The sequence below is a fragment of the Telluria sp. ZT3P26 genome (assembly GCF_059686035.1).
The window spans coordinates 1-21,832 of record NZ_JCASII010000001.1 but is presented as its reverse complement, the minus strand read 5'-3'; the positions used below and the strand labels follow the sequence as shown (position 1 = coordinate 21,832).

General features: G+C 63.6%; 22 protein-coding genes. 10 read left to right on the top strand and 12 right to left on the bottom strand.

Annotated features, from left to right (window positions below):
• Positions 1-7: 7 nt before the first annotated feature.
• Positions 8-1,786: a sensor domain-containing phosphodiesterase gene (locus tag AC56LN_RS00110; protein ID WP_499569309.1), complete on the bottom strand. Its 1,779-nt coding sequence runs from the start codon at positions 1,784-1,786 to the stop codon at positions 8-10.
• A gap of 166 nt (positions 1,787-1,952) precedes the next feature.
• Between AC56LN_RS00110 and AC56LN_RS00105 the strand changes: the two genes are divergently transcribed.
• Positions 1,953-2,687: a GAF domain-containing protein gene (locus AC56LN_RS00105; RefSeq protein ID WP_499569307.1), complete on the top strand. Its 735-nt coding sequence runs from the start codon at positions 1,953-1,955 to the stop codon at positions 2,685-2,687.
• Between the two features lie 52 nt (positions 2,688-2,739).
• Here AC56LN_RS00105 and AC56LN_RS00100 read toward each other — a convergent pair whose 3' ends face one another.
• From AC56LN_RS00100 to AC56LN_RS00075, 6 genes are all read right to left on the bottom strand, one after another.
• Positions 2,740-3,135: an ANTAR domain-containing response regulator gene (locus AC56LN_RS00100; RefSeq protein WP_499569306.1), complete on the bottom strand. Its 396-nt coding sequence runs from the start codon at positions 3,133-3,135 to the stop codon at positions 2,740-2,742.
• A 34-nt stretch (positions 3,136-3,169) separates the two neighbouring features.
• The gene (locus tag AC56LN_RS00095) at positions 3,170-3,952 is read right to left on the bottom strand and encodes a 5'-3' exonuclease (RefSeq protein WP_482896481.1); all 783 of its coding nucleotides are present in this window, start codon (positions 3,950-3,952) and stop codon (positions 3,170-3,172) included.
• A gap of 90 nt (positions 3,953-4,042) precedes the next feature.
• Positions 4,043-4,723, bottom strand: a complete 681-nt coding sequence (locus tag AC56LN_RS00090) for a glutathione S-transferase (protein WP_482896482.1) — start codon at positions 4,721-4,723, stop codon at positions 4,043-4,045.
• Positions 4,724-4,793: 70 nt separating this feature from the next.
• Positions 4,794-5,060: a DUF6587 family protein gene (locus tag AC56LN_RS00085; protein WP_482896483.1), complete on the bottom strand. Its 267-nt coding sequence runs from the start codon at positions 5,058-5,060 to the stop codon at positions 4,794-4,796.
• A gap of 2 nt (positions 5,061-5,062) precedes the next feature.
• Positions 5,063-6,943: a ferrous iron transporter B gene (gene feoB, locus AC56LN_RS00080; protein ID WP_499569305.1), complete on the bottom strand. Its 1,881-nt coding sequence runs from the start codon at positions 6,941-6,943 to the stop codon at positions 5,063-5,065.
• Between the two features lie 4 nt (positions 6,944-6,947).
• Positions 6,948-7,202, bottom strand: coding sequence for a FeoA family protein (locus AC56LN_RS00075; protein WP_499569304.1), 255 nt, complete (start codon positions 7,200-7,202; stop codon positions 6,948-6,950).
• A 247-nt stretch (positions 7,203-7,449) separates the two neighbouring features.
• Here AC56LN_RS00075 and AC56LN_RS00070 point away from each other — a divergent pair, with 247 nt between their 5' ends.
• Together AC56LN_RS00070 and bfr are read left to right on the top strand one after the other, a co-directional pair.
• A complete protein-coding gene (locus tag AC56LN_RS00070; protein WP_499569303.1) occupies positions 7,450-7,659 on the top strand; it encodes a (2Fe-2S)-binding protein in 210 nt (69 codons plus the stop codon).
• A gap of 250 nt (positions 7,660-7,909) precedes the next feature.
• Positions 7,910-8,380: a bacterioferritin gene (gene bfr, locus AC56LN_RS00065; protein WP_183556014.1), complete on the top strand. Its 471-nt coding sequence runs from the start codon at positions 7,910-7,912 to the stop codon at positions 8,378-8,380.
• A 59-nt stretch (positions 8,381-8,439) separates the two neighbouring features.
• On the opposite strand, the gene AC56LN_RS00060 is transcribed toward bfr, so the two are convergent.
• On the bottom strand, positions 8,440-9,375 hold the full coding sequence (locus tag AC56LN_RS00060; RefSeq protein ID WP_499569301.1) for a PfkB family carbohydrate kinase: 936 nt from the start codon (positions 9,373-9,375) through the stop codon (positions 8,440-8,442).
• Positions 9,372-9,986: a glutathione S-transferase gene (locus AC56LN_RS00055; RefSeq protein WP_499569299.1), complete on the bottom strand. Its 615-nt coding sequence runs from the start codon at positions 9,984-9,986 to the stop codon at positions 9,372-9,374. Before AC56LN_RS00055 ends, AC56LN_RS00060 begins: the two co-directional genes overlap by 4 nt.
• 157 nt (positions 9,987-10,143) lie before the next feature.
• Between AC56LN_RS00055 and purB the strand changes: the two genes are divergently transcribed.
• Positions 10,144-11,523, top strand: a complete 1,380-nt coding sequence (gene purB, locus AC56LN_RS00050) for an adenylosuccinate lyase (protein ID WP_499569298.1) — start codon at positions 10,144-10,146, stop codon at positions 11,521-11,523.
• Between the two features lie 72 nt (positions 11,524-11,595).
• Here purB and AC56LN_RS00045 read toward each other — a convergent pair whose 3' ends face one another.
• The gene (locus tag AC56LN_RS00045; RefSeq protein WP_499569297.1) at positions 11,596-13,578 is read right to left on the bottom strand and encodes a TOL_0244 family TonB-dependent receptor; all 1,983 of its coding nucleotides are present in this window, start codon (positions 13,576-13,578) and stop codon (positions 11,596-11,598) included.
• Between the two features lie 148 nt (positions 13,579-13,726).
• Between AC56LN_RS00045 and AC56LN_RS00040 the strand changes: the two genes are divergently transcribed.
• The 3 genes from AC56LN_RS00040 (at position 13,727) to AC56LN_RS00030 (ending at position 15,563) form a co-directional block, all read left to right on the top strand.
• Positions 13,727-14,275, top strand: coding sequence for a cytochrome b (locus AC56LN_RS00040; protein WP_499569296.1), 549 nt, complete (start codon positions 13,727-13,729; stop codon positions 14,273-14,275).
• Positions 14,272-14,844, top strand: coding sequence for a YceI family protein (locus AC56LN_RS00035; RefSeq protein WP_499569295.1), 573 nt, complete (start codon positions 14,272-14,274; stop codon positions 14,842-14,844). The genes AC56LN_RS00040 and AC56LN_RS00035 overlap by 4 nt, the downstream gene beginning before the upstream one ends.
• Before the next feature lie 149 nt (positions 14,845-14,993).
• Entirely contained in the window at positions 14,994-15,563 is a 570-nt protein-coding gene (locus tag AC56LN_RS00030) for a YceI family protein (protein WP_499569294.1), read from the top strand.
• Between the two features lie 91 nt (positions 15,564-15,654).
• Here AC56LN_RS00030 and AC56LN_RS00025 read toward each other — a convergent pair whose 3' ends face one another.
• Positions 15,655-16,977, bottom strand: a complete 1,323-nt coding sequence (locus AC56LN_RS00025) for a hypothetical protein (protein WP_499569292.1) — start codon at positions 16,975-16,977, stop codon at positions 15,655-15,657.
• Positions 16,978-17,258: 281 nt separating this feature from the next.
• On the opposite strand from AC56LN_RS00025, the gene AC56LN_RS00020 reads away from it, so the two are divergent.
• The 3 genes from AC56LN_RS00020 to AC56LN_RS00010 all read left to right on the top strand — a co-directional run bounded on the left by AC56LN_RS00020 (position 17,259) and on the right by AC56LN_RS00010 (position 21,211).
• Positions 17,259-17,528, top strand: coding sequence for a GlsB/YeaQ/YmgE family stress response membrane protein (locus tag AC56LN_RS00020; RefSeq protein ID WP_123067791.1), 270 nt, complete (start codon positions 17,259-17,261; stop codon positions 17,526-17,528).
• 70 nt (positions 17,529-17,598) lie between these two features.
• Positions 17,599-18,876, top strand: coding sequence for a phospholipase D-like domain-containing protein (locus tag AC56LN_RS00015; protein ID WP_499569291.1), 1,278 nt, complete (start codon positions 17,599-17,601; stop codon positions 18,874-18,876).
• Between the two features lie 175 nt (positions 18,877-19,051).
• Positions 19,052-21,211 (top strand): S46 family peptidase, encoded by a 2,160-nt coding sequence (locus AC56LN_RS00010; RefSeq protein WP_499569290.1) that lies wholly within the window; start codon positions 19,052-19,054, stop codon positions 21,209-21,211.
• Positions 21,212-21,295: 84 nt separating this feature from the next.
• On the opposite strand, the gene AC56LN_RS00005 is transcribed toward AC56LN_RS00010, so the two are convergent.
• Positions 21,296-21,592 (bottom strand): hypothetical protein, encoded by a 297-nt coding sequence (locus AC56LN_RS00005; RefSeq protein ID WP_499569288.1) that lies wholly within the window; start codon positions 21,590-21,592, stop codon positions 21,296-21,298.
• Positions 21,593-21,832 lie beyond the last annotated feature (240 nt).

The following is a 21,832-nucleotide window of genomic DNA, read 5'->3' as shown; positions in this document are numbered from 1 at the left end:
CGACACATCAAGGCTGGCGCGCCGCCAGCCATTCCACCAGCACGGCGGGCGCCAGCGGCCGCGCGTGCAGGTAGCCCTGGATCTCGTCGCAGCCGGCCAGGCGCAAAAAATCTTCCACCTCCACCGTTTCCACGCCTTCGGCCACGACCTTGTGACCGAGGTCGTGCGACAGCTTGATCATCGTGCCCACCAGCGCGCGGCAGCGGTCGTCCTGGACCAGGTTGCGCATGAAGCTCTGGTCGATCTTGACCACGTTGGCCGGCAGGCTTTGCAGGTACGACAGGCTGCTGTAGCCGGTGCCGAAATCGTCGATCGCCAGTTGCACGCCGGCGCGCCCGAGGCGCTCGAGCGTGGCCTGCGCGACCTTTGGATTGCGCATCAGCGCGCTCTCGGTCAGCTCGATCACGAGGCACGACGGCGCCAGGCCATGGTGCTGCAACTCCATCAGCACGCGATCGCAGAAATCCGGCTCCTCCAGGTTCACGGCCGAGACATTCACCGCCACCTGCAACGCCAGGCCGTCACGGCGCCACGCAACTATCTGGCGCAGCGCCGCGCGCAGCACCCATTCGGTGGTGGCGCGCGCCAGTGACGTCGTCTCGATCACCGGCATGAATTCGCCGGGCGAGATCGCGCCGGCGGTCGGATGGTTCCAGCGCAGCAGCGCTTCGACGCCGACGCAGCCGCCGTCGCGCAGGTTGACCTTCGGCTGGTACACCAGATGCAGTTCGTCCTCGCTCGCGAGCGCGGCACCGAATTCGGTCACCAGCCAGAAGCGGCGCTGCAGGATCGCGTCGTGCTGCGACGAGAACACGCGCACGCAGCGTTCGGCCGCCAGCGCATCGTGCGCGGCGCTGTGCATATTGCGCAGCAGATCCAGGCCCTCGGTCTGGCCGACCGTGAACGGCGCAATGCCCACCGTCGTCGTCGTGATCAGGCGCGCCTGGCCATAACTGGCGCGCGCATCGAGCCATGACTGCATCTGCTCGCAGAACGGCTCGATCGACAGGCCGCGCGGCGCGAAGAACGCGAACTGCGTGCTGCCCACATGGTAGATCTTGCCGGCGCCGCCCAGGCGCAGCTGCGGCACCGTTTCGCGCACCATGTCGTCGAGATAGCTCGACCCCATCACGCGCTGGGCATCGCTCAGTTCCTGCGGGCTGGCCAGGCTGATCAGGGCCGCGATGCGCACCTCGCCATTCGGCTCGTACAATTCCAGGTCATTGAAGTCGATGATGAACTGGTTGCGGTTCGGCAGGCCGCTGACCGGATCGACGCGCCCGAACGCATGCTGCAGTTCGATCTGCGCCATCACCATGGTCGCCAGGTCCGTCAACGCCTGGCGCTCGGCCGCGCTGACCTGGCGCGGCTCGGTACCGAGCACGCACATCGCGCCCAGGCAAAAGCCCTCGCTGGTCGTCAGCGGCGCGCCGGCATAGAAGCGGATACCGCCATCCGCCAGCGGGCTGTCCCGGAAATACGCGTCCTCCAGCAGATCCGGCACGATCAGCACCTCGCGCTCGTCGGCCACCATCGCGCACGGCGCTTTCATCCGCGGAATCGTGTCGTGCGTAATGCCGACCTTCGACTTGAACCATTGGCGGTTGGCGTCGGTCAGCGACACCGCGGCGATCGGCAACCCGAACAGCTGCGCCGCCATACGCGTGATGCGGTCGAATGCTTCGCTGGGTGGGGTATCGAGCAGTTCCAGGCGACGCAGGGCATCGAGACGGGCAGTCTCATACTGGGGCGACCCGCAGTGTAGTTGGGAGAGCGGAGAATTCATGGAAACGACGCGCCGATGCGCGTAAATATGACGAATATGACGGATAAGAATCTATTGTTGCCAATAAAAAACTTAAGGTCAATCATTATTTTCAAACGAATCGTTGTATTCGTCATTTTTAGTTGCTTGGTGTAAAATAAAATCAGCGAATAACACCATCAATGTCATGAAAACACATGAATTTAACGACCGGATACTGACAACGCGTGAAGCAGCGCAGTTGCTCGGTGTTGCTGTCAGTACGGCGCAGGTATGGATGGAAAGCGGTGACCTCCCCGCCTGGAAGACACCGGGCGGGCATCGCCGTGTGCATTACAGCGCCGTGATGCGCCTGGTGCGCGAGCGTATCGCCTCGAAGGAGGCCGACAAGGCGGCACCTGCGCCAGTGGCTGGCGAGTTCCTGCCGGCTGCCGCCCCCGACTACCCGGTCCCGGCCAATGAGTCGCAGCGGCTGGCAGCGCTCGCCCATAGCGGCCTGATGGATTCAGAAGATGACGCGGCATTCGATCGCCTGACGTGGCTCGCCAGCCACGCGACGGGCTGCCCCATGGCCCTGATCAGCCTATTGTCCGCACAACGGCAGTGGTCGAAATCGCGCGTCGGTCTCGACAGCAACGAGATGGCGCGCTCACTGGCCTTCTGCAGTCACGGGCTGATGCAGGACGAGCCGTTCGTGGTGGAGGATGCCAGCGCCGACCCGCGCTTTGCCGACAACCCGATGGTCACCGGCGCACCGTTCATCCGGTTCTATGCGGGTTATCCGGTACGCACCGCCGAGGGACTGGCGCTGGGTTCGCTGTGCGTGCTCGATACCGAACCACGCCGCCTGCGCGAGCGCGAGATGCGCGCGCTGCGCGAACTGGCCTTGCTCGCGTCCGACGAAGTGCAGCGGCGCGCCTAGACGGCTGCATGCACGCGGCCGGCGCGGCCTTGTCACACCGCTGACCTGTGCATCAGCCCGGCTTGCCCGCCGCCTGTTGCTGCTTGATGAAGGCGAGGACGGTATTGCGGATAGTCTTGAGCACGGTATCGGCCTTGAACGGCTTGACGATGAAGCCGTGCACGCCACGCGCCAGCGCGCTCTGGACCGCCGCGGCGTCGAGCGTGCCCGAGACCAGGAACACGAGCGTCTTGGGCAGCGTCGCCCGCAGCTGCTCGACCACGTCGCTGCCGTCCTCGACTTGTTCGCGCGCGATGCAGATCACGTGCGGGTGGTGCTTGACTGCCAGCGCCAACCCCAGCGCGCTGGTGTGCGTGGCGCCGACCACGTCGTAACTGCCGTCGGCCAGCACGGTGCCGAGCGTTGCGCGCGAGACTGCATTTGCATCCACGATGACCGCCTTGAGCATAGCTTCACATTCCTTGTCAGTGCGCTGAAAAAAATCAGCCTTCGTACGCCAGTGTCTTCCATGTCACGCCCAGACGCACGTCCAGTTTCAGCGACACCAGGCAGCGCGACATCTCCAGTATCTCACGCTCGGCGCGCAGTCTCTCGCCGAGTGGCGTCTTGAGGATGCCGGCGCCGGCCATCACGGCCTCGAGATTGCCATACGCCCCCAGCAGGCGCGCCGCCGTTTTCATGCCGATCTTCGACACGCCCGGTACGCCGTCGGTCGGATCGCCCATCAGCGCCAGCAAGTCGTGCAGTTGCTCGGGCGCCACGCCAAAGCGCGCACGTACCCAGGCGTCGTCGTGCCACTCGTTCTTGAAATGATCCCACACCAGCGCGCCGTGCGCGATCAAAGGATGCAAGTCCTTGTCGGTCGTGGCCACGACCGCTTCGCCGCGGCCCTCGGACAGCCAGCGCATCACGCCGGTAGCGATCACATCGTCGGCTTCGACGTCGGGCACCATCAGCACATGCACGCCGGCCGCGCGCAGGCGGTCGTGAAATTCGGGCAGCGCAGCGCGCAGCTCGGACGGCATCGCCGCCCTGCCCTCGCGGTAGCGCGGATACAGCGCGTGGCGCCAGGTCGGCCCGCCATGGTCGAACGCGGCCAGCACGTGGGTCGGTGCATGCGCCTCGAGCACGTGTCGAAACGACGAGAACGCGTGGCGCAGCGCGATGCTGGCCTTCAGGTCGGAATCGGGCTCGGGGCTGGCTTCGTAGACGCGGCGCACGATGTTCAGGCCGTCGATCGCGAGCAGCTTTGCCGGGTTGGGCATGGAGTGTGGCCATGAAGAGACGTGGAAGGCGCCCATCATAAACCGGTTGCACGGTCGCGGGAAGATGCGCGACCGTGGCGGGGACTGGCCCTACTTCGCGTACGCGTACTCGCCACCGCGCTCGAGCGCGCGGCGATACGCCGGGCGCGCATGGATGCGGGCCAGGAAATCGGTCAGGTTCGGGTACTTGGCGTCCAGCCCGCCGCGCGAGGCAGCTGCCTCGAGCGGGAAGCTCATCTGGATGTCGGCGGCGCTGAACTCTTCGCCGGCGAACCACGGATGCTTGCCCAGTTCGGCTTCGAGGTAACCCAGCTGCAGCGCGATCTGCGGCAGCACGAAGCTGCCCTTGACCTTGTGCGCGATGCCGCGCGCGATCGGCTTGGCAAAGAACGGCATCGGCGTGCTTTCGATCTTGTCGAACACGAGCTTGAGCAGCAGCGGCGACATCATCGAGCCTTCGGCGAAATGCAGGAAGTGCGTGTAGCGCAGGCGCGCCGGCGTGCGGGCGGCGGGCACCAGGCGCGGGGCGTCCGTGTCGGACGCGCGCGCGGTCAGGTATTCGACGATCGCGCCCGACTCGGCTACCACGAGGTCGCCATCGGTGATGACGGGCGACTTGCCCAGCGGGTGCACGGCCTTCAGTTCGGGCGGGGCCAGCATCGTCTTGGGATCGCGCTCGTAGCGCTTGATCTCGTACTCGAGTCCGAGTTCTTCGAGCAGCCAGAGGATGCGCTGCGAGCGCGAATTGTTCAGGTGGTGGACGACGATCATGGCGTGGACAGGAAAGTGGATATGGCGGCCAGCTTAGCACCGTTGGCCACGCACCTGCAGCCCGCTAGGGCTAGCGCTGGTGCTGGTGCAGCTTGATGACGCGGTGCTTGCCCGCGCCCTGCGGCGCCGGCGCCGCAGCTTTCGGCGCGCAGCTGCCGCAGCTGCCACCACCGCAGGCGCCGCCGCTGCTGGTATCCAGCCAGCGCGCCAGCGCCGACTGGCGCCCGCCCTTGGTCAGCATCAGCACCGCACGCGCGCGCAGCGGGGCCGGCAGGTACTTCGCGCCCAGATACAGCGCGGCGACAGTAACGATGACGATGACGGTCAGTTCTTGCATGGTCAGACTCCGGTGATGGCCAGCGTGACGCGGTAGACGATGAACGCCGCCACGTAGGCCAGCGCGAACATGTAGCCGGCCATGATCCAGGCGTATTTGCGGCTGCCCGTTTCACGCGCCACGGTGGCCAGCGTTGGCAGGCAGTGCGGCGCGTAGACATACCAGGCCAGCAGCGACAGGCCGGTGGCCAGCGACCACGACTGGGCGATCAGTGGCGCGAGCGTGTTGCCGACTTCGTCACCGCCCGACAGCGCGTACACGGTGCCCAGCGCGCCGACCGCCACTTCACGCGCGGCCATGCCCGGCACCAGCGCGATGGCGATCTGCCAGTTGAAGCCGATCGGGGCCAGCACCACTTCGAGTGCGCGCCCGATCATGCCGGCCACGCTGTAGTAGATCGGCGGATGGGTTGCGCCTTCCGGTGCGCCCGGGAAGCTCGAGAACAGCCAGAGCAGGATCATCATGGCCAGGATCAGGGTACCGACGCGCATCAGGAAGATCTTGGCTCGTTCGAGCAGGCCCGAAGCCAGGCCGCGCGGATGCGGCCAGTGGTAGGCCGGCAGTTCGAGCATCAGCGCGTGCTGCTTGTAGCCGTTGCGGCGCTTCATGAACCAGGCCACCGCCATCGCCGACAGGATGCCGGCCAGGTACAGCACGAACAGCACGATGCCCTGCAGGTTCATGAAGCCGCCCACGACGCGGTCGGGAATGAACGCGGCGATCAGGAGCGCGTACACCGGCAGGCGCGCCGAACATGTCATCAACGGCGCGATCATGATCGTCACCAGGCGGTCGCGCGGGTTCTGGATCGTGCGCGCAGCCATCACGCCCGGAATGGCGCAGGCAAACGACGACAGCAGCGGCAGGAACGAGCGGCCCGACAGGCCCACGCTGCCCATGATGCGGTCAAGCAGGAATGCGGCGCGCGGCAGGTAGCCCACGTCCTCTAACAACAGGATGAAGAAGAACAGGATCAGGATCTGCGGCAGGAACACGAGCACGCTGCCCACGCCGGCGATGATGCCGTCGACGATGAGGCTGTGCAGCATGCCTTCGCCAATCCACGAGCCGACCATCTGGCCAAAGGCGCCCATGCCACCCTCGATCAGTTCGATCGGTGCATCGCCCCAGCTGAACACGGCCTGGAAAATCACGAACATCAGCAGCGCCAGGATGATCGGACCGGCGATCGGGTGCAGCACGACGCCGTCGATCTTTTCGCTCAGGTTGCCGGTGTCCCTGGCCGTCGACACGGCAGCGGCCAGGATGCGGCGCACTTCGCGCTGGGTGTCTTCGACCGACACTTCATCGATCGCCGACAGCGGCTTGGGCGTCACCGGCACGCCGAACGGCATCGCGTCGAGCTGGGCCAGCAAGGCCTTCTCGCCGCCGGACTGGATCGCAACCGTCTCGACGACGGGCATGCCCAGCTCCTGCGACAGCTTGGCGGTGTCGATTTCGATGCCGCGCTTTTTGGCCACGTCGACCATGTTCAGCGCCAGCACCATCGGCAGGCCCAGACGGCGCAGCTCGAGCACCAGGCGCAGGTTCAGGCGCAGGTTGGTGGCGTTGACGACGCACAGGATGGCGTCGGGCGGGACTTCACCGGCGCGCAGGCCCGCGACCACGTCACGCGTGATGCCTTCGTCGGGCGTCTGCGCATTCAGGCTGTAGGCGCCCGGCAGGTCGAGCACGCGAAACGCGCGCCCGGCGGGCGACGTGAAGCTGCCTTCCTTGCGTTCGATCGTGACACCGGCGTAGTTGGCGACCTTCTGGCGCGCGCCGGTCAGGCGGTTGAAGAGTGCGGTCTTGCCGCAGTTGGGGTTACCCAGCAGTGCGACCAGCGGCGTGCGTGACGCGACTTGCGATTCCATGACTCCCATGCGACTAGTCCGCCTGGATCGAGACGAGGGCGGCTTCGAAGCGGCGCAGCGCAAAGGTGGATTCACCGACCTTGACCGCCAGCGGACCGCCCAGAACTCGCTTGAGCACGCGAATGCGCTCGCCCGGCACAAAGCCCAGCTCCATCAGGCGGCGCTGGACATCGATGCCGCCCTCTTGCGCACCGCGCGCAAGATGGACAACGGTGGCGCTCTGGCCCGTCTTGAGCGAGTCGAGGGTTGGCAATGCGGCGTGGGTCATGGCGGCTTCCGAAAAATTGTGGCGCGTATGAGACAGCGACTGGAACGATCCCGGTATCATAAACCTAAATAGGAATTATTTCTATTTGCAGCTTGTCATCGCTCCCCGGTCAAGTCCAAAAAAATGCGTCTGTACCGAAAATTTCGCTTGCGTTCACGGTCGAGTTTACAGAAAATAGCAACGCAAATGAGAATGATTCGCATTTTATAGACTAAACTGCAATGGTTGTTTCAAAAGGGTTGCTTCAATGATCGTCTGTGTCTGCAACAACATCTCCGACCGTGAAATCCGCCAGGCGGCCGAACTGGGCATCTCGTCGATGGCCGAACTGCGCAAGGAACTGGGCGTCGGCACCATGTGCGGCACCTGCGTCAGCTATGCGCGCCAGGTACTGCACGAGCACATCGGCAGCAAGACCACCGTCACCGAAGTGCGCCGCCTGCCGCAGGCTGCCTGATCCTTCCCTGCGTTCCAGTCCCGCCGGCCTCGCAAATGTGCGGGGCTTTTTTTCGTCGATTGTGATGCTCTGACCGGGTAGTGAGAACCGTTCGCACAGTGAACTGAGAACGGTTGCTATTACGCGCAAAAATGGCGAGTTTAGTGTCATTTAATGCGCTTTTTTACCTGTTTTCGCGCAATTTCTAGCGTTTTAATGGCGCGCTGTTTGCTATCATGGAGGTCATTCAAATCACTACCGAGGGCACCCCATGAAAGGCGATCCAAACGTCATCCGTCTGCTGAACGCACAGCTGACCAATGAGCTGACCGCGATCAACCAGTACTTCCTGCACGCGCGCATGTATCGCCACTGGGGCCTGGACAAGCTGGCAAAGAAGGAATACGACGAGTCGATCGGCGAAATGAAGCACGCCGACAAGCTGATCGAACGCATCCTGATGCTCGACGCGCTGCCGAACCTGCAGGCGCTGCACAAGCTCATGATCGGCGAGTCGACGCAGGAAACGCTCGAATGCGACCTGAAACTCGAACGTGCAGCGCACGTGACGGTCAAGGAAGGCATCGGCGCCTGCGAAGCGGCGGCCGATTACGTCTCGCGCGACCTGCTGCTGATGATCCTCGAAGACACCGAAGAGCACATCGAGTGGCTAGAGACGCAGCTGGACCTGATCGTCAAGATCGGCATCCAGAACTACCTGCAGACCCAGATCGGCGAGTAATCAGCAACACGCCGGATTCCCGCCCGGGAGTCCGGCACATCACCCCTTGGTGCGCACCATCAGCGCCAGCGCGTCATCCACTTGTCGTAGAACCCCATATCCTTTGGCACCGCTCCCGGCATCGCGCAGATGGCGCCGGCGAATTCGTTCGCGCGCGCGAGCGTCACGTCCAGCGCCCAGCCGCGCGCCGTGCCGAGCAGGAAGATGGCCGAGAAGGCATCCCCTGCCCCTACCGTGTCGATGACGAACGGCGGTGCCGGCGTGTCGTGATGCGTCACCACGCTGCCGTCGCTGCCAAAGTACACCGAGCCGCGGTGGCCCAGCGTGACGATCAGCGCATCGAGCGCAAACAACTGCAGCAAGGCCTGGCATGAGGCGCGCACTTCGTCGGCCGACAGCGCCGGGGCGTCCGGCCTGATCTGGAAGTGCCAGCCGAACAGCGCCTGCAATTCTTCTTCATTGACCTTGACGATATTCGCCGCTTCCAGCGAGCGGGTCACGCCGCGCTCGTCGTACTGGCCGTCGCGCAGGTTCAGGTCGAGAAAGCGTGGCGCGCTGCTTGCCGCCAGCACGGCTGTCAGGGCGGCGCGCGACTGCGCATTGCGCTGGGCCAGCATGCCGAAATAGACCATCGCCGGCTGCACGCCCGCCAGCGCGGCGCCGGCAGTGGCAGCATCGATGAAGTCGTAGGCCTGGTGCGGCAGGATCGTGAAGCGGTGGCCGCGCGGGCCGCGCTCGACCAGCACGCGGCCGGTCTCTTCGATCGGATCGACCTGCAGCCCGGCGTCGCTCATCGCGAAGCGTTCGAATTCGGCGCGCACCAGTTGGCCATTGCGATCGTCACCGATGCGCGTGATCGCCAGGCATGGCGCCATGAAGGCGGACAGGTGGCGCGCCACATTGAACGGCGCACCGCCGACGATCTGCTCGTTGTTGAAGTCGTCGACCAGCGCTTCGCCGAAAACGACGGTGGCCGGCGCGTGCATGGCCATCATGCGACGACCGGCACGGTGTCCTTGAACGACTGGCGCTCGGACAGTTTGTCGAACAGGCGCGCCAGGTTCGGATAGTCGCCGCGCCAGTCGATCTCGGGGAAGCGGAAGGCGAGCCAGCCCAGTGCGCAGCCCACGGCGACGTCGGCCAGCGTGTACTGGTTGCTGCGGCAGAAGGCGCCCTCGCCCAGGCGCTCGGACATCACGCGCAGGCCGGTATTCACCTTGCCCATCTGGCGGGCGATCCATTCGGGACTTTGCTGCGCTTCGGGCCGCAGCGTTTTCTCGAGGCGCACCAGCACGGCCGCATCGAGCACGCCATCGGCCAGCGCTTCCCAGACCTTGACCTCGGCCCGTTCACGCCCGTTTGGCGGCAGCAGCTTGCACACCGGCGTGAGCGTATCGAGGTATTCGGCGATCACGCGCGAATCGTACAGGGCGCTGCCGTCATCCATCAGCAGGCATGGCACCTTGCCCAGCGGGTTGGTCTGCGCGATGGTGGTGTCGGCCGACCAGACGTCTTCGAGGATGAAGGCGAAGTCGAGCTTTTTTTCGGCCAGCACGACGCGCACCTTGCGCACGTAGGGGCTGGCAATGGAACCGATGAGTTTCATGGATGTACGCAAGTGGAAATTGGCCTTCAGTATAGCATCGGGCCCAGCCGCAAAACCTGCACCTCTGCCGCTGCGGTGCGCTGCAACATCGCAGCATTGGCAAGGGGCGGACGGCCGGCCAGTGGTAAAATCCGCGTTTTTGACCGACACGCCCGCCATGACCTCTACTGCTCTGTCGCCGACCCTGTCGGCCCTGTCCCCGCTCGATGGCCGTTACGCCACCAAAACCGACAAGCTGCGTCCAATCCTGTCGGAAACGGGTTTCATGCACCACCGCGTGAAGGTGGAAATCGCGTGGCTGCAGGCGCTGTCGCAGGCCGGTTTCGCCGAGATCAAGCCATTTTCAACCGAAGCGATCGCCCACCTCGACGGCATGGCGGCGAACTTCGGCGAGAAGGACGCGGCCCGCATCAAGGAAATCGAAGCGGTCACCAACCATGATGTCAAGGCGGTCGAGTACTGGCTCAAGGAGCAGGTCAAGGATGTGCCGGAGCTGGTCGCGGCCAGCGAGTTCATCCACTTCGCCTGCACCTCGGAAGACATCAACAACACGTCGCACGGCATGATGCTCAAAGCGGCGCGCGATGGCGTGATGCTGCCGGCACTGCAGGCAATCATCGCCAGGCTGACCGAGATCGCGCACACCAATGCGGCGCTGCCGATGCTGTCGCGCACCCACGGCCAGACGGCCAGCCCGACCACACTGGGCAAGGAAATGGCCAACGTCGTCGCCCGCCTGCAGCGCGCCATGAAGCGCATCGCCGATGTCGAGATCCTGGGCAAGATGAACGGTGCGGTCGGCAATTACAACGCACACCTGTCGGCCTACCCAGGCTTCGACTGGCCGGCGTTCTCGAAGGACGTCATCGAGACGCGCCTGGGCCTGAGCTTCAACCCGTACACGATCCAGATCGAGCCGCACGACTACATGGCCGAGATGTTCGACGCGTTCGCACGCGCCAACACGATCCTGCTCGACCTGAACCGCGACATCTGGACCTACGTCTCGCTGGGCTACTTCAAGCAGAAGCTGAAAGCCGGCGAAATCGGTTCGTCGACCATGCCGCACAAGGTCAACCCGATCGACTTCGAAAACTCGGAAGGCAACCTGGGCCTGGCCAACGCACTGCTGCGCCACATGGCCGACAAGCTGCCGGTCTCGCGCATGCAGCGCGACCTGACCGATTCGACGGTGCTGCGCAATATCGGCGTGGGCTTCGGCTACACGCTGCTGGCCTACGACAGCTGCCTGCGCGGCCTGAACAAGCTGGAAGTGAACGCGGCGCGCCTCGAGCAGGACCTGGACGCGAACTGGGAAGTGCTGGCCGAGCCAGTGCAGACCGTGATGCGCCGCTACGGCATCGAGAACCCGTACGAGCAGCTCAAGGAACTCACGCGCGGCAAGGGCATCACCCGCGACGCACTGCGTGAATTCATCGGCACGCTGGCCGTGCCGCAGGAAGCGAAAGACCTGATGCTGGCGATGACGCCCGCAAACTACATCGGACTGGCCGCCAAGCTGGCGGCAGAGATCTGATGGCGCGCGTGATGCCGCCACACGGCGGCATCACGCATGCATCTGCACTGATGATGCGCCAGCCCTGGCGCGTCAGTAATCCCACCTGACCTTCACCCCGACACGCCGCTCGAACTCTGCCCAATACGTGGTCGAGCCGAATTCCGCGTGCCCGCCATTCAGGTTTTCGCCATACACCGACAAGCTCAAGCCCGGGCGCAGGCGCCAGCCGAAGCGCGCGTCGAGCGCCGTCGCCGACGCGATGCGCGACGCCGGCATCTCGCCGGTGCGGCGCAGCGTGACGTCGATCTCGCGCGCATCGTCGATGTTGTAGTGCGACCGTAGTTGCAGCGTGTGGGACGGGTCGCGCCGCGCCGCAGCCACGCCCATCAGGTCGTTGCCACCCGGTTTCAGACGCAGGCGCTGGTGCAGCGCCGTCCAGCCGGTCGACAGGCGCCAGCGCGGCAATGGCTGCCAGCTACCCCACGTTTCGATGCCGCTGGCGCTGCCTTCCAGCAGGCTGGCAAATTCGGCATAGCTGAAGGTCGGGTCGATCTGCTGGCCGCGCAAATGGTCGTAATCGTGGTGGTACAGCACGACCGTGTACGACAGCCCCGCCGCCGGCTGGCCGCGGTAGCCCAGTTCGAGCACGCGCGCCACTTCGCTGCGCACCTGCGGCCCGCCGCGCAGGATGAACGGCGGCTGGCCGGGCACCCAGGCATCGACATCCAGCCGCGCCGGCGAGCGCACCGTGCGCGCGGCGGACGCCCACAGCGCATGCTGCGGCGAGACGCGCCACGACAGGCGCGCGCTCGGCAGCCATTCGACGCCGGTGTAATGGTTGTATTCGACGCGCCCGCCCAGCGTCAGGCGCCAGTCGTCGTTCAGCCTGATGTCGTCCTGCACGAACACGCTGCCCCAGCGCAGCAGCTTGCGCGCCGGCAGGAACGCGACCCAGGGGCTGTTCGTGACCCGGTCACGCGTGCTGCGGTAGTTGGCGCCCCACACCAGGTCGTGGCGGCCTTTCGTGGCCAGCGTGTGCTGGAACTGCACGTCAGCGGTCGTAAGGCGCTCGGCGAACAGCGGCGGCGATTCGCGCACCGTGTGATCGAGATAGGCCTGGAGCGACACGCTGGCGCCCGCGTCGAGCGTGCGCTGCCAGCGCGCCAGCAGGTTGGCGCCATCCGAGCGCACGCGGCCAAATGTGGACGGCCCGATCGGCGTGGCCAGTTCGCCCGGCGCCGGCTGGTCGAGGCGCCCGCGGTGGACATTGCCGATGACGGAGAACGCATCGGCCCCTTGCTCCCAGTCGGCGCGCATGCCGACCAGCGCGCGCCGGTGGCCGTCGTCGATGCGCCCGTCGCCAACGCGTTCGCTGTCGCTGCGCCGCGTGACCTTGCCATACGCGCGCCAGGCCACGCCGCCGTCGCTCGTGCCACCCTGGCGAAACGCGGCGCCGGCCGCGCCGTCGCTGGCGCCATGCAGCGCCAGCATGCTGCCCTGCGTGTCGCGGGCCGAGCGCGTGCTGATGTTGATGACGCCACTGACGGCGTTCAGGCCCCACATCACGCCACCCGGTCCGCTGACCACCTCGATGCGCGCAATGTCTTCGAGCACCACGTCCTGCGCATCCCAGAACACGCCGGAAAACAGCGGCGTATATACCGAGCGGCCATCGATCAGCACCAGGATCTTGTTGGACAGGACGCTCGGCCCGCTGTTCATGCCGCGCGCGCTGATCGAATACGCATAGCCGTTGATGCGCGCCACATGCAGATTGGGCGCGAGGCGCAATACCTCAGGCAGCGAATCAGCGCCGGAACTGCGGATATCGTCGGCGGTGATCACGAAGACTGCCGCGGACGCGTCCTGCAAGCGCTCGGGACGCTTCGAGACCGACGTCACCTGGATATTGGCCAGTTCTTCGATCGACAGATTGGCAAGATCGGCCAGGTCGACCGGATTTGCCTGCCCATGTGCAGCTGCCAGCACTGGCACCGCGCAAACAAGGGCAACCCAGGCAGCGGCTGCACGGGGGCCGGCGGCAAACAGCCTGCGGGGTATGAATGCGCTCATAACCAGATATTACATTCGGCAGAACGCACTGGTGTATCTTTTGCAATACGGTGTGGCTTGTTGGTCATGAAAAACCGTGTCAACACCACGACGGATTTTTTTGCTATAGTGAGTTAGTTCTAACCCGTACTAGTTACTTATAAGAAAAATGCGCCGCTATTCGATTCCTGCAATCGTGCTGCACTGGCTGATGGCCATTGCGATCATCGGCACCTTCACGCTGGGCCTCGTGATGACCGACATCCAGGGCATCAGCATGGCCAAGCTGCGCTACACGAGCTGGCACAAGTGGGCCGGCGTCACGATCCTGGCGCTGGCCGCGCTGCGCCTGCTGTGGCGCCTGTTCAACAAGCCGCCCGCCTACCCTGCCGGACTGCCGCGCTGGCAGCATGGCGCTGCCCACGGCCTGCATCTGACGCTGTATGTGCTGATGTTCGCCGTGCCGCTGTCCGGCTATTTCTTCAGCCTGGCGGCCGGCTATCCGGTTGTTTATTTCAGCAAGTTCCCGCTGCCGGTGCTGATCGGTCCCGATCCCGTATTGCGCGACACGCTGCGCGGCCTGCATTACTGGCTCAATATGCTGCTGGCCGGCCTGGTGGCGCTGCACGTTCTCGCCGCGCTCAAGCACCTGTTCATCGACCGCGACGGCATCATGCAGCGCATGCTCCCCATCCCTACCCCGAAGGAAAAACCATGAATGTAATCAAGGCCCTGCTGCTGACAAGCCTGGTTGCCGGCAGCGTCGCCGCCGTGCAGGCTGCGCCACTCAAGACCGACGTTGCCGCCAGCAGTGTCTCGGCCGTCTTCAAGCAGATGAACGTGCCGGTGGAAGCACCGTTTCGCACATTCGCGGCGCAGATCGACTATGACGCCGCCAAGCCGGCGGCAGCCAGCGCCAGCGTCGAGATCACGACGGCCAGCTTCGATATCGGCGACGCCATGTACAACAAGGAAGTGGCCAAGAAAGAATGGTTCAATTCGGCGCAGTTTCCGAAGGCCACCTTTGTTTCCACCAGCATCGCACCGGCCGGCGCCGGCAAGCTGACCGTGTCAGGCAAGCTGACCATGAAGGGCAAGAGCGCCACTGTCACGTTCCCGCTGACGGTCAAGGCTGCCGACGCGAAGACCGTGTTCGAAGGCCAGTTGCCAATCAAGCGTTTGGCGTTCAATATCGGCGAAGGCGAGTGGAAAGACACGAGCATGGTCGCCGATGAAGTTGTCATCAAGTTTCGCGTTACCGCAGCACCAGCTGTTGCAGCAAAATAAAACTGTTTCACTACCACGGTAGGGTGGACGGGTTTCCCGTCCACGCGTTCAACGAAGCTTGGTCAGTTTGAACGCGTGGGCGGCATAGCCGCCCACCCTACGGCTGCACGACAAATCTCTCTATCAACTTATTTACAGGAATCACACCCATGAACATCAAGCACCTGATCGCCGCCGCCGCTGCCTTTGCCGCCACGTCGGCCTTCGCCGCGCCAGTCACGTACGACATCGAGACGAACCACACCTACCCGAGCTTCGAAGCCGATCACATGGGTCTGTCGGTATGGCGCGGCAAGTTCAACAAGTCGAGCGGCACCGTCATCCTCGACCGCGAAGCCAAGACCGGCTCGCTGGACATCACCGTCGACATCAACAGCATCGATTTCGGCCACGAAAAAATGAACGAGCACGCGAAAAAGCCGGATATCTTCGATGCTACCAAGTACCCGACCGCCACCTTCAAGTCGAAGGCGATCAAGTTCACGGGCGACGTGCCGACTTCGGTTGACGGCGAACTGACCCTGCACGGCGTGACCAAGCCGCTGACCCTGCAGATCAACAAGTTCAAGTGCATCATGCACCCGATGCTCAAGAAAGAAGCCTGCGGCGCGGACGTGACCGGCACCTTCAAGCGCGATGACTTCGGCATCAGCTTCGGCCTGCCGAACTTCTCGCCGGAAGTGAAGCTGGCAATCCAGGTGGAAGCCGTGAAGAAGTAATCTGGTTCGACCATGAAAAATCCCCGCCGGTTCGCACCGGCGGGGATTTTTTTTATCAGCGCTCTGACGAATCAGTGCAGCTCAATGCTGATTAGCGGCCATCACGGTCGAAGTCGCCCGGGATCGCGCGCTCGACACGGTGCCAGCCGGCGCGGGTGGCCGACTTGGCCTGGTCCCAGCTCAGGCGCGAATTGCCTTTCGAGCGATCCCACTCGGTCGACAGGCGACCTTCGTTGGCATCGTAGCCACCGTCGTACTTGTCGTAGTTGTTGTAACCCAGTGCGTAAGCTGGCTCGTAGTCGTCGTAGGTGTAGCCTGGCGTGTAGTAAGGCTGGGTCTGGTACTCGTTGCGCCAGTAGTCATTCTCTGCCTTCGGATTGACCACATGGCCCACGCCCTTGCCTGCTGCACCGCCGACCATGCCGCCGATCGCCGCGCCTGCCGCCACACCCAGTGGGCCGGCTGCTGCACCGATCACGGCGCCAACCGTCGCGCCGCCGCCAGCACCGACGCCTTGCGCCAGATTATGGTCGCTCAGTTCGTCGGTGGCTTTTGGATTGACGACTTCACCCGCGCCACGGCCGGCTGCGCCGCCCGCCAGGCCGCCGACCACGGCGCCTGCTGCCATGCCGATCGGACCACCGACTGCGCCCACCAGTGCGCCTGCTGCTGCGCCCGAACCTGCGCCCACGCCCTTGGCCAGATGGTGCTCGGACAGGTCGTCATTCGCTTTTGGATTCACCACTTCGGCTGCGCCCTGGCCGGCGATGCCGCCAGCGATGCCGCCGACAACGGCGCCTGCCGCCATGCCGATCGGACCGGCAACGGTGCCGACGGTCGCGCCCAGTGCTGCGCCGCCTGCCACGCCCAGGCCAGCACCCAGCACGTGCGAACCACCCTGTTCGGTCCACGATTTCTGGATGTGCGCTGCGTCTTCATCCGAACGTGCATTCACGCCCATCAGGATGCCGCCGCCCTTGATGCCGTCTTCATAGTGCTGTGCGCGTTCTTCCGGGATGCCGGCGCCGATCAGCGCGCCGATCAGGCCACCGGTGATGCCACCCGCACCGGCGCCGGCCAGGGCCGCTGCCAGAGGACCGGCCACGACCAGGCCCAGGCCTGGCAGTACCAGCGTGGTGCCCACTGCTGCGATACCGGCCAGCACGGCGCCGATGGTGCCGCCGATACCGGCGCCAATGCCCGCGCCTTCGGCCGCTTTGCTGCCCAGTTCGGTGTCGGTGTCAGCGAAGTGGGTTTGACGGGTGGAATCGGACATCATCAGGTTGACGTCATCGCGGTTGTAGCCGCGCTCGGACACGGTGCCGTACGCACGCTCGGCGCTGGCACGGTCAGGGAACAGGCCAGTGACCATGCGCTGGTTATCCGTGGTGCGGGTGGTATCGAAGCTGCTCATGATGAATCCTTTGCTGGTTGGTTTCGGCAGCCGGCTACGGATGAGCTGTTGCTGCCAAGGACCTTCACCATAGGCCCCGGCGCCCCCTGGTTCTGTTCGATGACGCACGCTTGGAGTGACTGGCGGCATCTTGCTGAGCGGCATTTTCCTGATGATGTAAATTCGTCATCGAAGGTACGCTGCCGCACCGACCCGCCTTTGTAGCGTCTTTAAAATTTTTCACATGGTCACGGCATTCGTTGGCCCTGGGGATATGTCTTTTTACTTGAGGAGGAAGCACCATGTTATTCATTATCTGGATCGTTGTTGGCGGCATTCTGGGTTGGCTGGCCAGCATGGTCATGAAAACGGACGCCGAGCAGGGCATCATCCTGAACGTCGTGGTCGGTATCATCGGTGCGTTCCTGGGCGGCTGGCTGCTCTCGCCACTGTTTGGCACGGGCACCATCAATTCGGATGACTTCAGCGTCGCTTCGCTGCTGGTGTCGTTCCTTGGCGCAGTCATCCTGCTGGCCATCGTGAACCTGCTGCGTCGCGGTCGCGTTCGCTAATTTGGTGGTTCGCCACCCATAAAGAACCAACGCCCTGTGCGTTGGTTTTTTTTCCTCTGCGATTTTACTGATGAGCTCAAAAAAGTTCTGGACGCTGTTGCTGACAGTGGCCGCTACCCTCGTACTGGGGGTGCTCGCATTGAATTTCATGCCGGGCGAAAAACAGATCGAACGGCAATTGGCACGCCAGTACGATACGGCCGATCCGCAGTTCCGCCGCTCGCTTGGCGTCTTGCTGGGGCCACCAATCATTGAAGGCAACCAGGTCGACGCGTTGCTCAATGGCGACCAGATTTTCCCGGCGATGCTCGAGGCCATTCGCGGGGCGAAAAAGACGATCACGCTGGAAACCTACATCTACTGGTCGGAGTCGATCGGCACCGAGTTTTCCGAAGCCCTGGCCGAGCGCGCGCGCGCCGGCGTCAAGGTGCACGTGATGCTCGACTTCATGGGCAGCATGAAGATGGACACCGCCCAGGTCGACAAGATGAAGGCGGCCGGCGTGCAGGTGCAGCGCTATCACAAGCCGGTCTGGTGGAAGCTGGCGCGCATGAACAACCGCACGCACCGCAAGCTGCTGATCGTCGACGGGACGGTCGGCTTCACGGGTGGCGTGGGCATTGCCGACCAATGGCGCGGCAACGCACAGGACGAAGACCACTGGCGCGACAGCCACTTCCGCGTCGAAGGCCCGGTCGTCGGGCAGATGCAGGCCGTGTTCAACGACAACTGGACCAAGGCCACGGGCGTGGTGCTCGATGGCCCGGCATACTTCCCGCCGCTTCAGGCCAAGGGCACGATGCCGGCGCAGATGTTCTCCAGCTCGCCCACCGGCGGCAGCGAGAGCATGCACCTGATGTACCTGATGGCGATCACGTCGGCGCGCGAGACGATCGATTTGTCGGCCTCGTACTTCGTGCCCGATGAACTGACGGTGCGCACGCTGATCGCCGCCGCCAAGCGGGGCGTGAAAGTACGCCTGATCACGCCGGGCCACATCATCGATTCGGATCTCGTGCGCGCGGCCTCGCGCGACCGCTGGCCCGAGCTGCTGGCGGCCGGTGTGCAGATCTCGGAGTACCAGCCGACGATGTACCACGTCAAAACACTGATCGTCGACAAGCTGCTGGTATCGGTGGGGTCGACCAACTTCGACAACCGCTCGTTCAGCATCAACGACGAGGCGAACCTGAACGTGCTCGATACCGGGTTTGCAACGCAGATGACGGACGTCTTCGACGCCGACTGGGCGCTGGCCAAGCCGGTCACGCCACATGCGCTTGCCAAGCGGCCGTGGTGGCAGCACGCGGCCACGTGGTTCGCGTCGCTGTTCGAGGCGCAGTTGTAAGCGCAGTCGCAGGCGCAATTGCGCGCACCGTTGCAGGCAGGCCCGCGCCCATACTGGCGCGGGCTTTTTCATTGGTGTTGCTGAAATACTGGTTGACGATCCGATAGCGTATTAACCATACTCACGAACACTCTCCGGAGTCCATGAATATCCCTTCCCAACCAGACCAAAGCGCATGAAAAAGACCCTTCTCTCGCTCGCCATCCTGACCAGCTTCGCCGCCCACGCGGACGAAGGCATGTGGATGCCGCAACAGCTGCCACAAGTAGCCAAGCAACTGAAAGCCGCCGGCCTCAAGCTGGATCCGGCAAATCTGACCAAGCTGACTGAATTCCCGATGGGCGCGATCGTGAGCCTGGGCGGCTGCTCGGCGTCGTTCGTCTCGCCGCAAGGTCTGGTCGTGACCAACCACCACTGCGTCTACAACAGCATCGCCGTCAACTCGACGCCCGAGCGCGACCTGCTGGCCAACGGCTTCCTGGCCAAGACCATGGCCGACGAACTGCCGGCCTCGCCTGGCAGCCGCGTCTACGTCACCGACGAAGTGGCCAATGTCAGCGCCCAGGTCATCACCCCTGAAGTCGCCAAGCTGACCGGCAAGGCCCGCATCGACGCCATCGAAAAGAACCAGAAAACCCTGGTGGCGGCCTGCGAAAAAGATGCCGGCTACCGCTGCACCGTGGCCAGCTTCTACGGCGGCCTGGAATTCTATCGCCTGAAACAGCTCGAGATCCGCGACGTGCGTCTGGTGCATGCGCCGGCGTCGGGCGTCGGCAAATTCGGCGGCGATACCGACAACTGGATGTGGCCACGCCACACGGGCGACTACGGTTTCTACCGCGCGTATGTCAGCAAGGATGGCAAGTCGGCCGAGTTCTCGAAGGACAACGTGCCGTACCAGCCGAAGCACATCATCAAGATCGCCAAGGACAACCCGAAAGAAGGCGACTTCGTGATGGTGCTGGGCTACCCTGGCCGCACCAACCGTCACCGCCTGCCGTCCGAAGTGGCGTTCACGTTCGACTGGAACTACCCGGCCTTCATCCAGGCCTCGAGCGAGACGCTGGCCATCATCGACCGGGAAACCAAGACCGATCCGGCCGCACGGCTGAAATACGCGGGCCAGATCGCGGGCGTGAACAACTACTACAAGAATCGCAAGGGCATGCTGGTCTCGTACCAGGGCAGCGACTTCCTGCAGCGTAAGACGGCCGAGCACAATGCGCTCAAAGCCTGGGTCAATGGCGACGCCGCGCGCAAGGCGCAGTATGCAGCCGACATCGAGATGGCCGAAAGCCTGATCGCCGAACGCGATGCGGGCACGAAGAAGAGCTTCTTCCAGACCTATGCACAGCCGAAGTTCCTGTCGTCGGCACGCACGCTGTACCGCCTGGCCAACGAGCGCACCAAGCCGGACGCCGAGCGCAAGACCGGCTACCAGGAACGCGACCTGCCACGCCTGACGTCCGTCGTCGAAGGCCAGGACCGCACCTACGACGAAAAAGTCGACAAGGCGCTGGTGTTGAACTTCCTGACCAAGTACAACGCGCAACCGGCCGCCGAGCACGACGCCGCGTTCGACGCCGCACTGGGCATCCGCGCCGGCATGAGCGAAGCCGAACTGAAGGCTGCACTCGACCGCATCTATGCAGGCTCGAAACTGGCCGACAAGGCAGCGCGCACCGCGTGGCTGAAAAAGACACCAGCCGAGTTCAAGGCATCGAACGACAGCTTCATCAAGGCAGCGGTCGCGATGTACGACGCCGACATGAAGGATGAAGAAAAGCAGGAAGAGTCGGCCGGCAAGATCCAGCAAGCCTACGGCAACTACATGAAGGCCAAGATCGCCTACATGAACAGCCGCGGCCAGGCCGTCTACCCGGACGCCAACAGCACGCTGCGCGTCACCTTCGGCAAGATCGCCGGCCGCCCGCAAGGCGCCGACGGCACCACCGGCTGGACCGCGTTCACGACCATTGCCGGCGTCACCGCGAAGCACACGGGCGAAGGCGAGTTCGACGCGCCGGACAACCAGCTGGCCGCGATCCAGGCGAAGAACTTCGGCAAGTACGTTGATCCGAAACTGAAAACGCTGCCAGTGAACTTCCTGGCGACGCTGGACATCACCGGTGGCAACTCGGGTTCGGCCGCACTGAACGCCAAGGGCGAGCTGATCGGCCTGGCATTCGACGGCACGCTCGACTCGATCATTTCGGACTGGGACTTCAACAAAGCGATGACCCGCTCGATCCAGGTCGATACCCGCTACATGCTGTGGAATATGCAGTATGTCGACAAGGCCGATAACCTGCTGAAAGAGATGAACGCGCTGTAATTCCCGCGTCGTTCATCTTATTGAAGGCCGCGCTACCGAAAGGAGCGCGGCCTTTTTTCATGGTGATATGAATCGCAGCGGACGCTACGCACCGACGGAATAAGCAACGCGATAAATGAGATAAAAGATCAGCGCGCAAGCACTCGATGCCCCAACGCGCAAGAAGAATACGTGCGAAAACATGCCGCTTTCATCACCGTCCTTCGCTGGAAGCAGATAAACAATAAAATTCGGCATCACTGCAACCGCAAACAGCAACAACGGCGACACCGTGATCGTCGGACCAAAAACCGTTGACAGCAGCCCCCCGGCCAGCGCAACGATCGCCGTAAAAAGAGCATAGCCAGCAGGGCCATTCCGCAACGAAGAAGTAGAAGCCATCAGCCCACCTCGCAATGAATAATCGGCAATTGTAATGCAGCACCCACCTAGATTGCCCCAAAAAAACGCCCAACAATTAGGGTCAGAGTCGAATTGTTTGACAACTTTTGCGGATGAGCCGTTAATTCGACTCTGAGGTACCCCGGGTTTCGTGGACATTCATAATAGGAGACAATAGTCACCATGGATGAAACAACAAAACCCTCGCCCAAGCGAACTATTCACACCAGCGAATTCAAG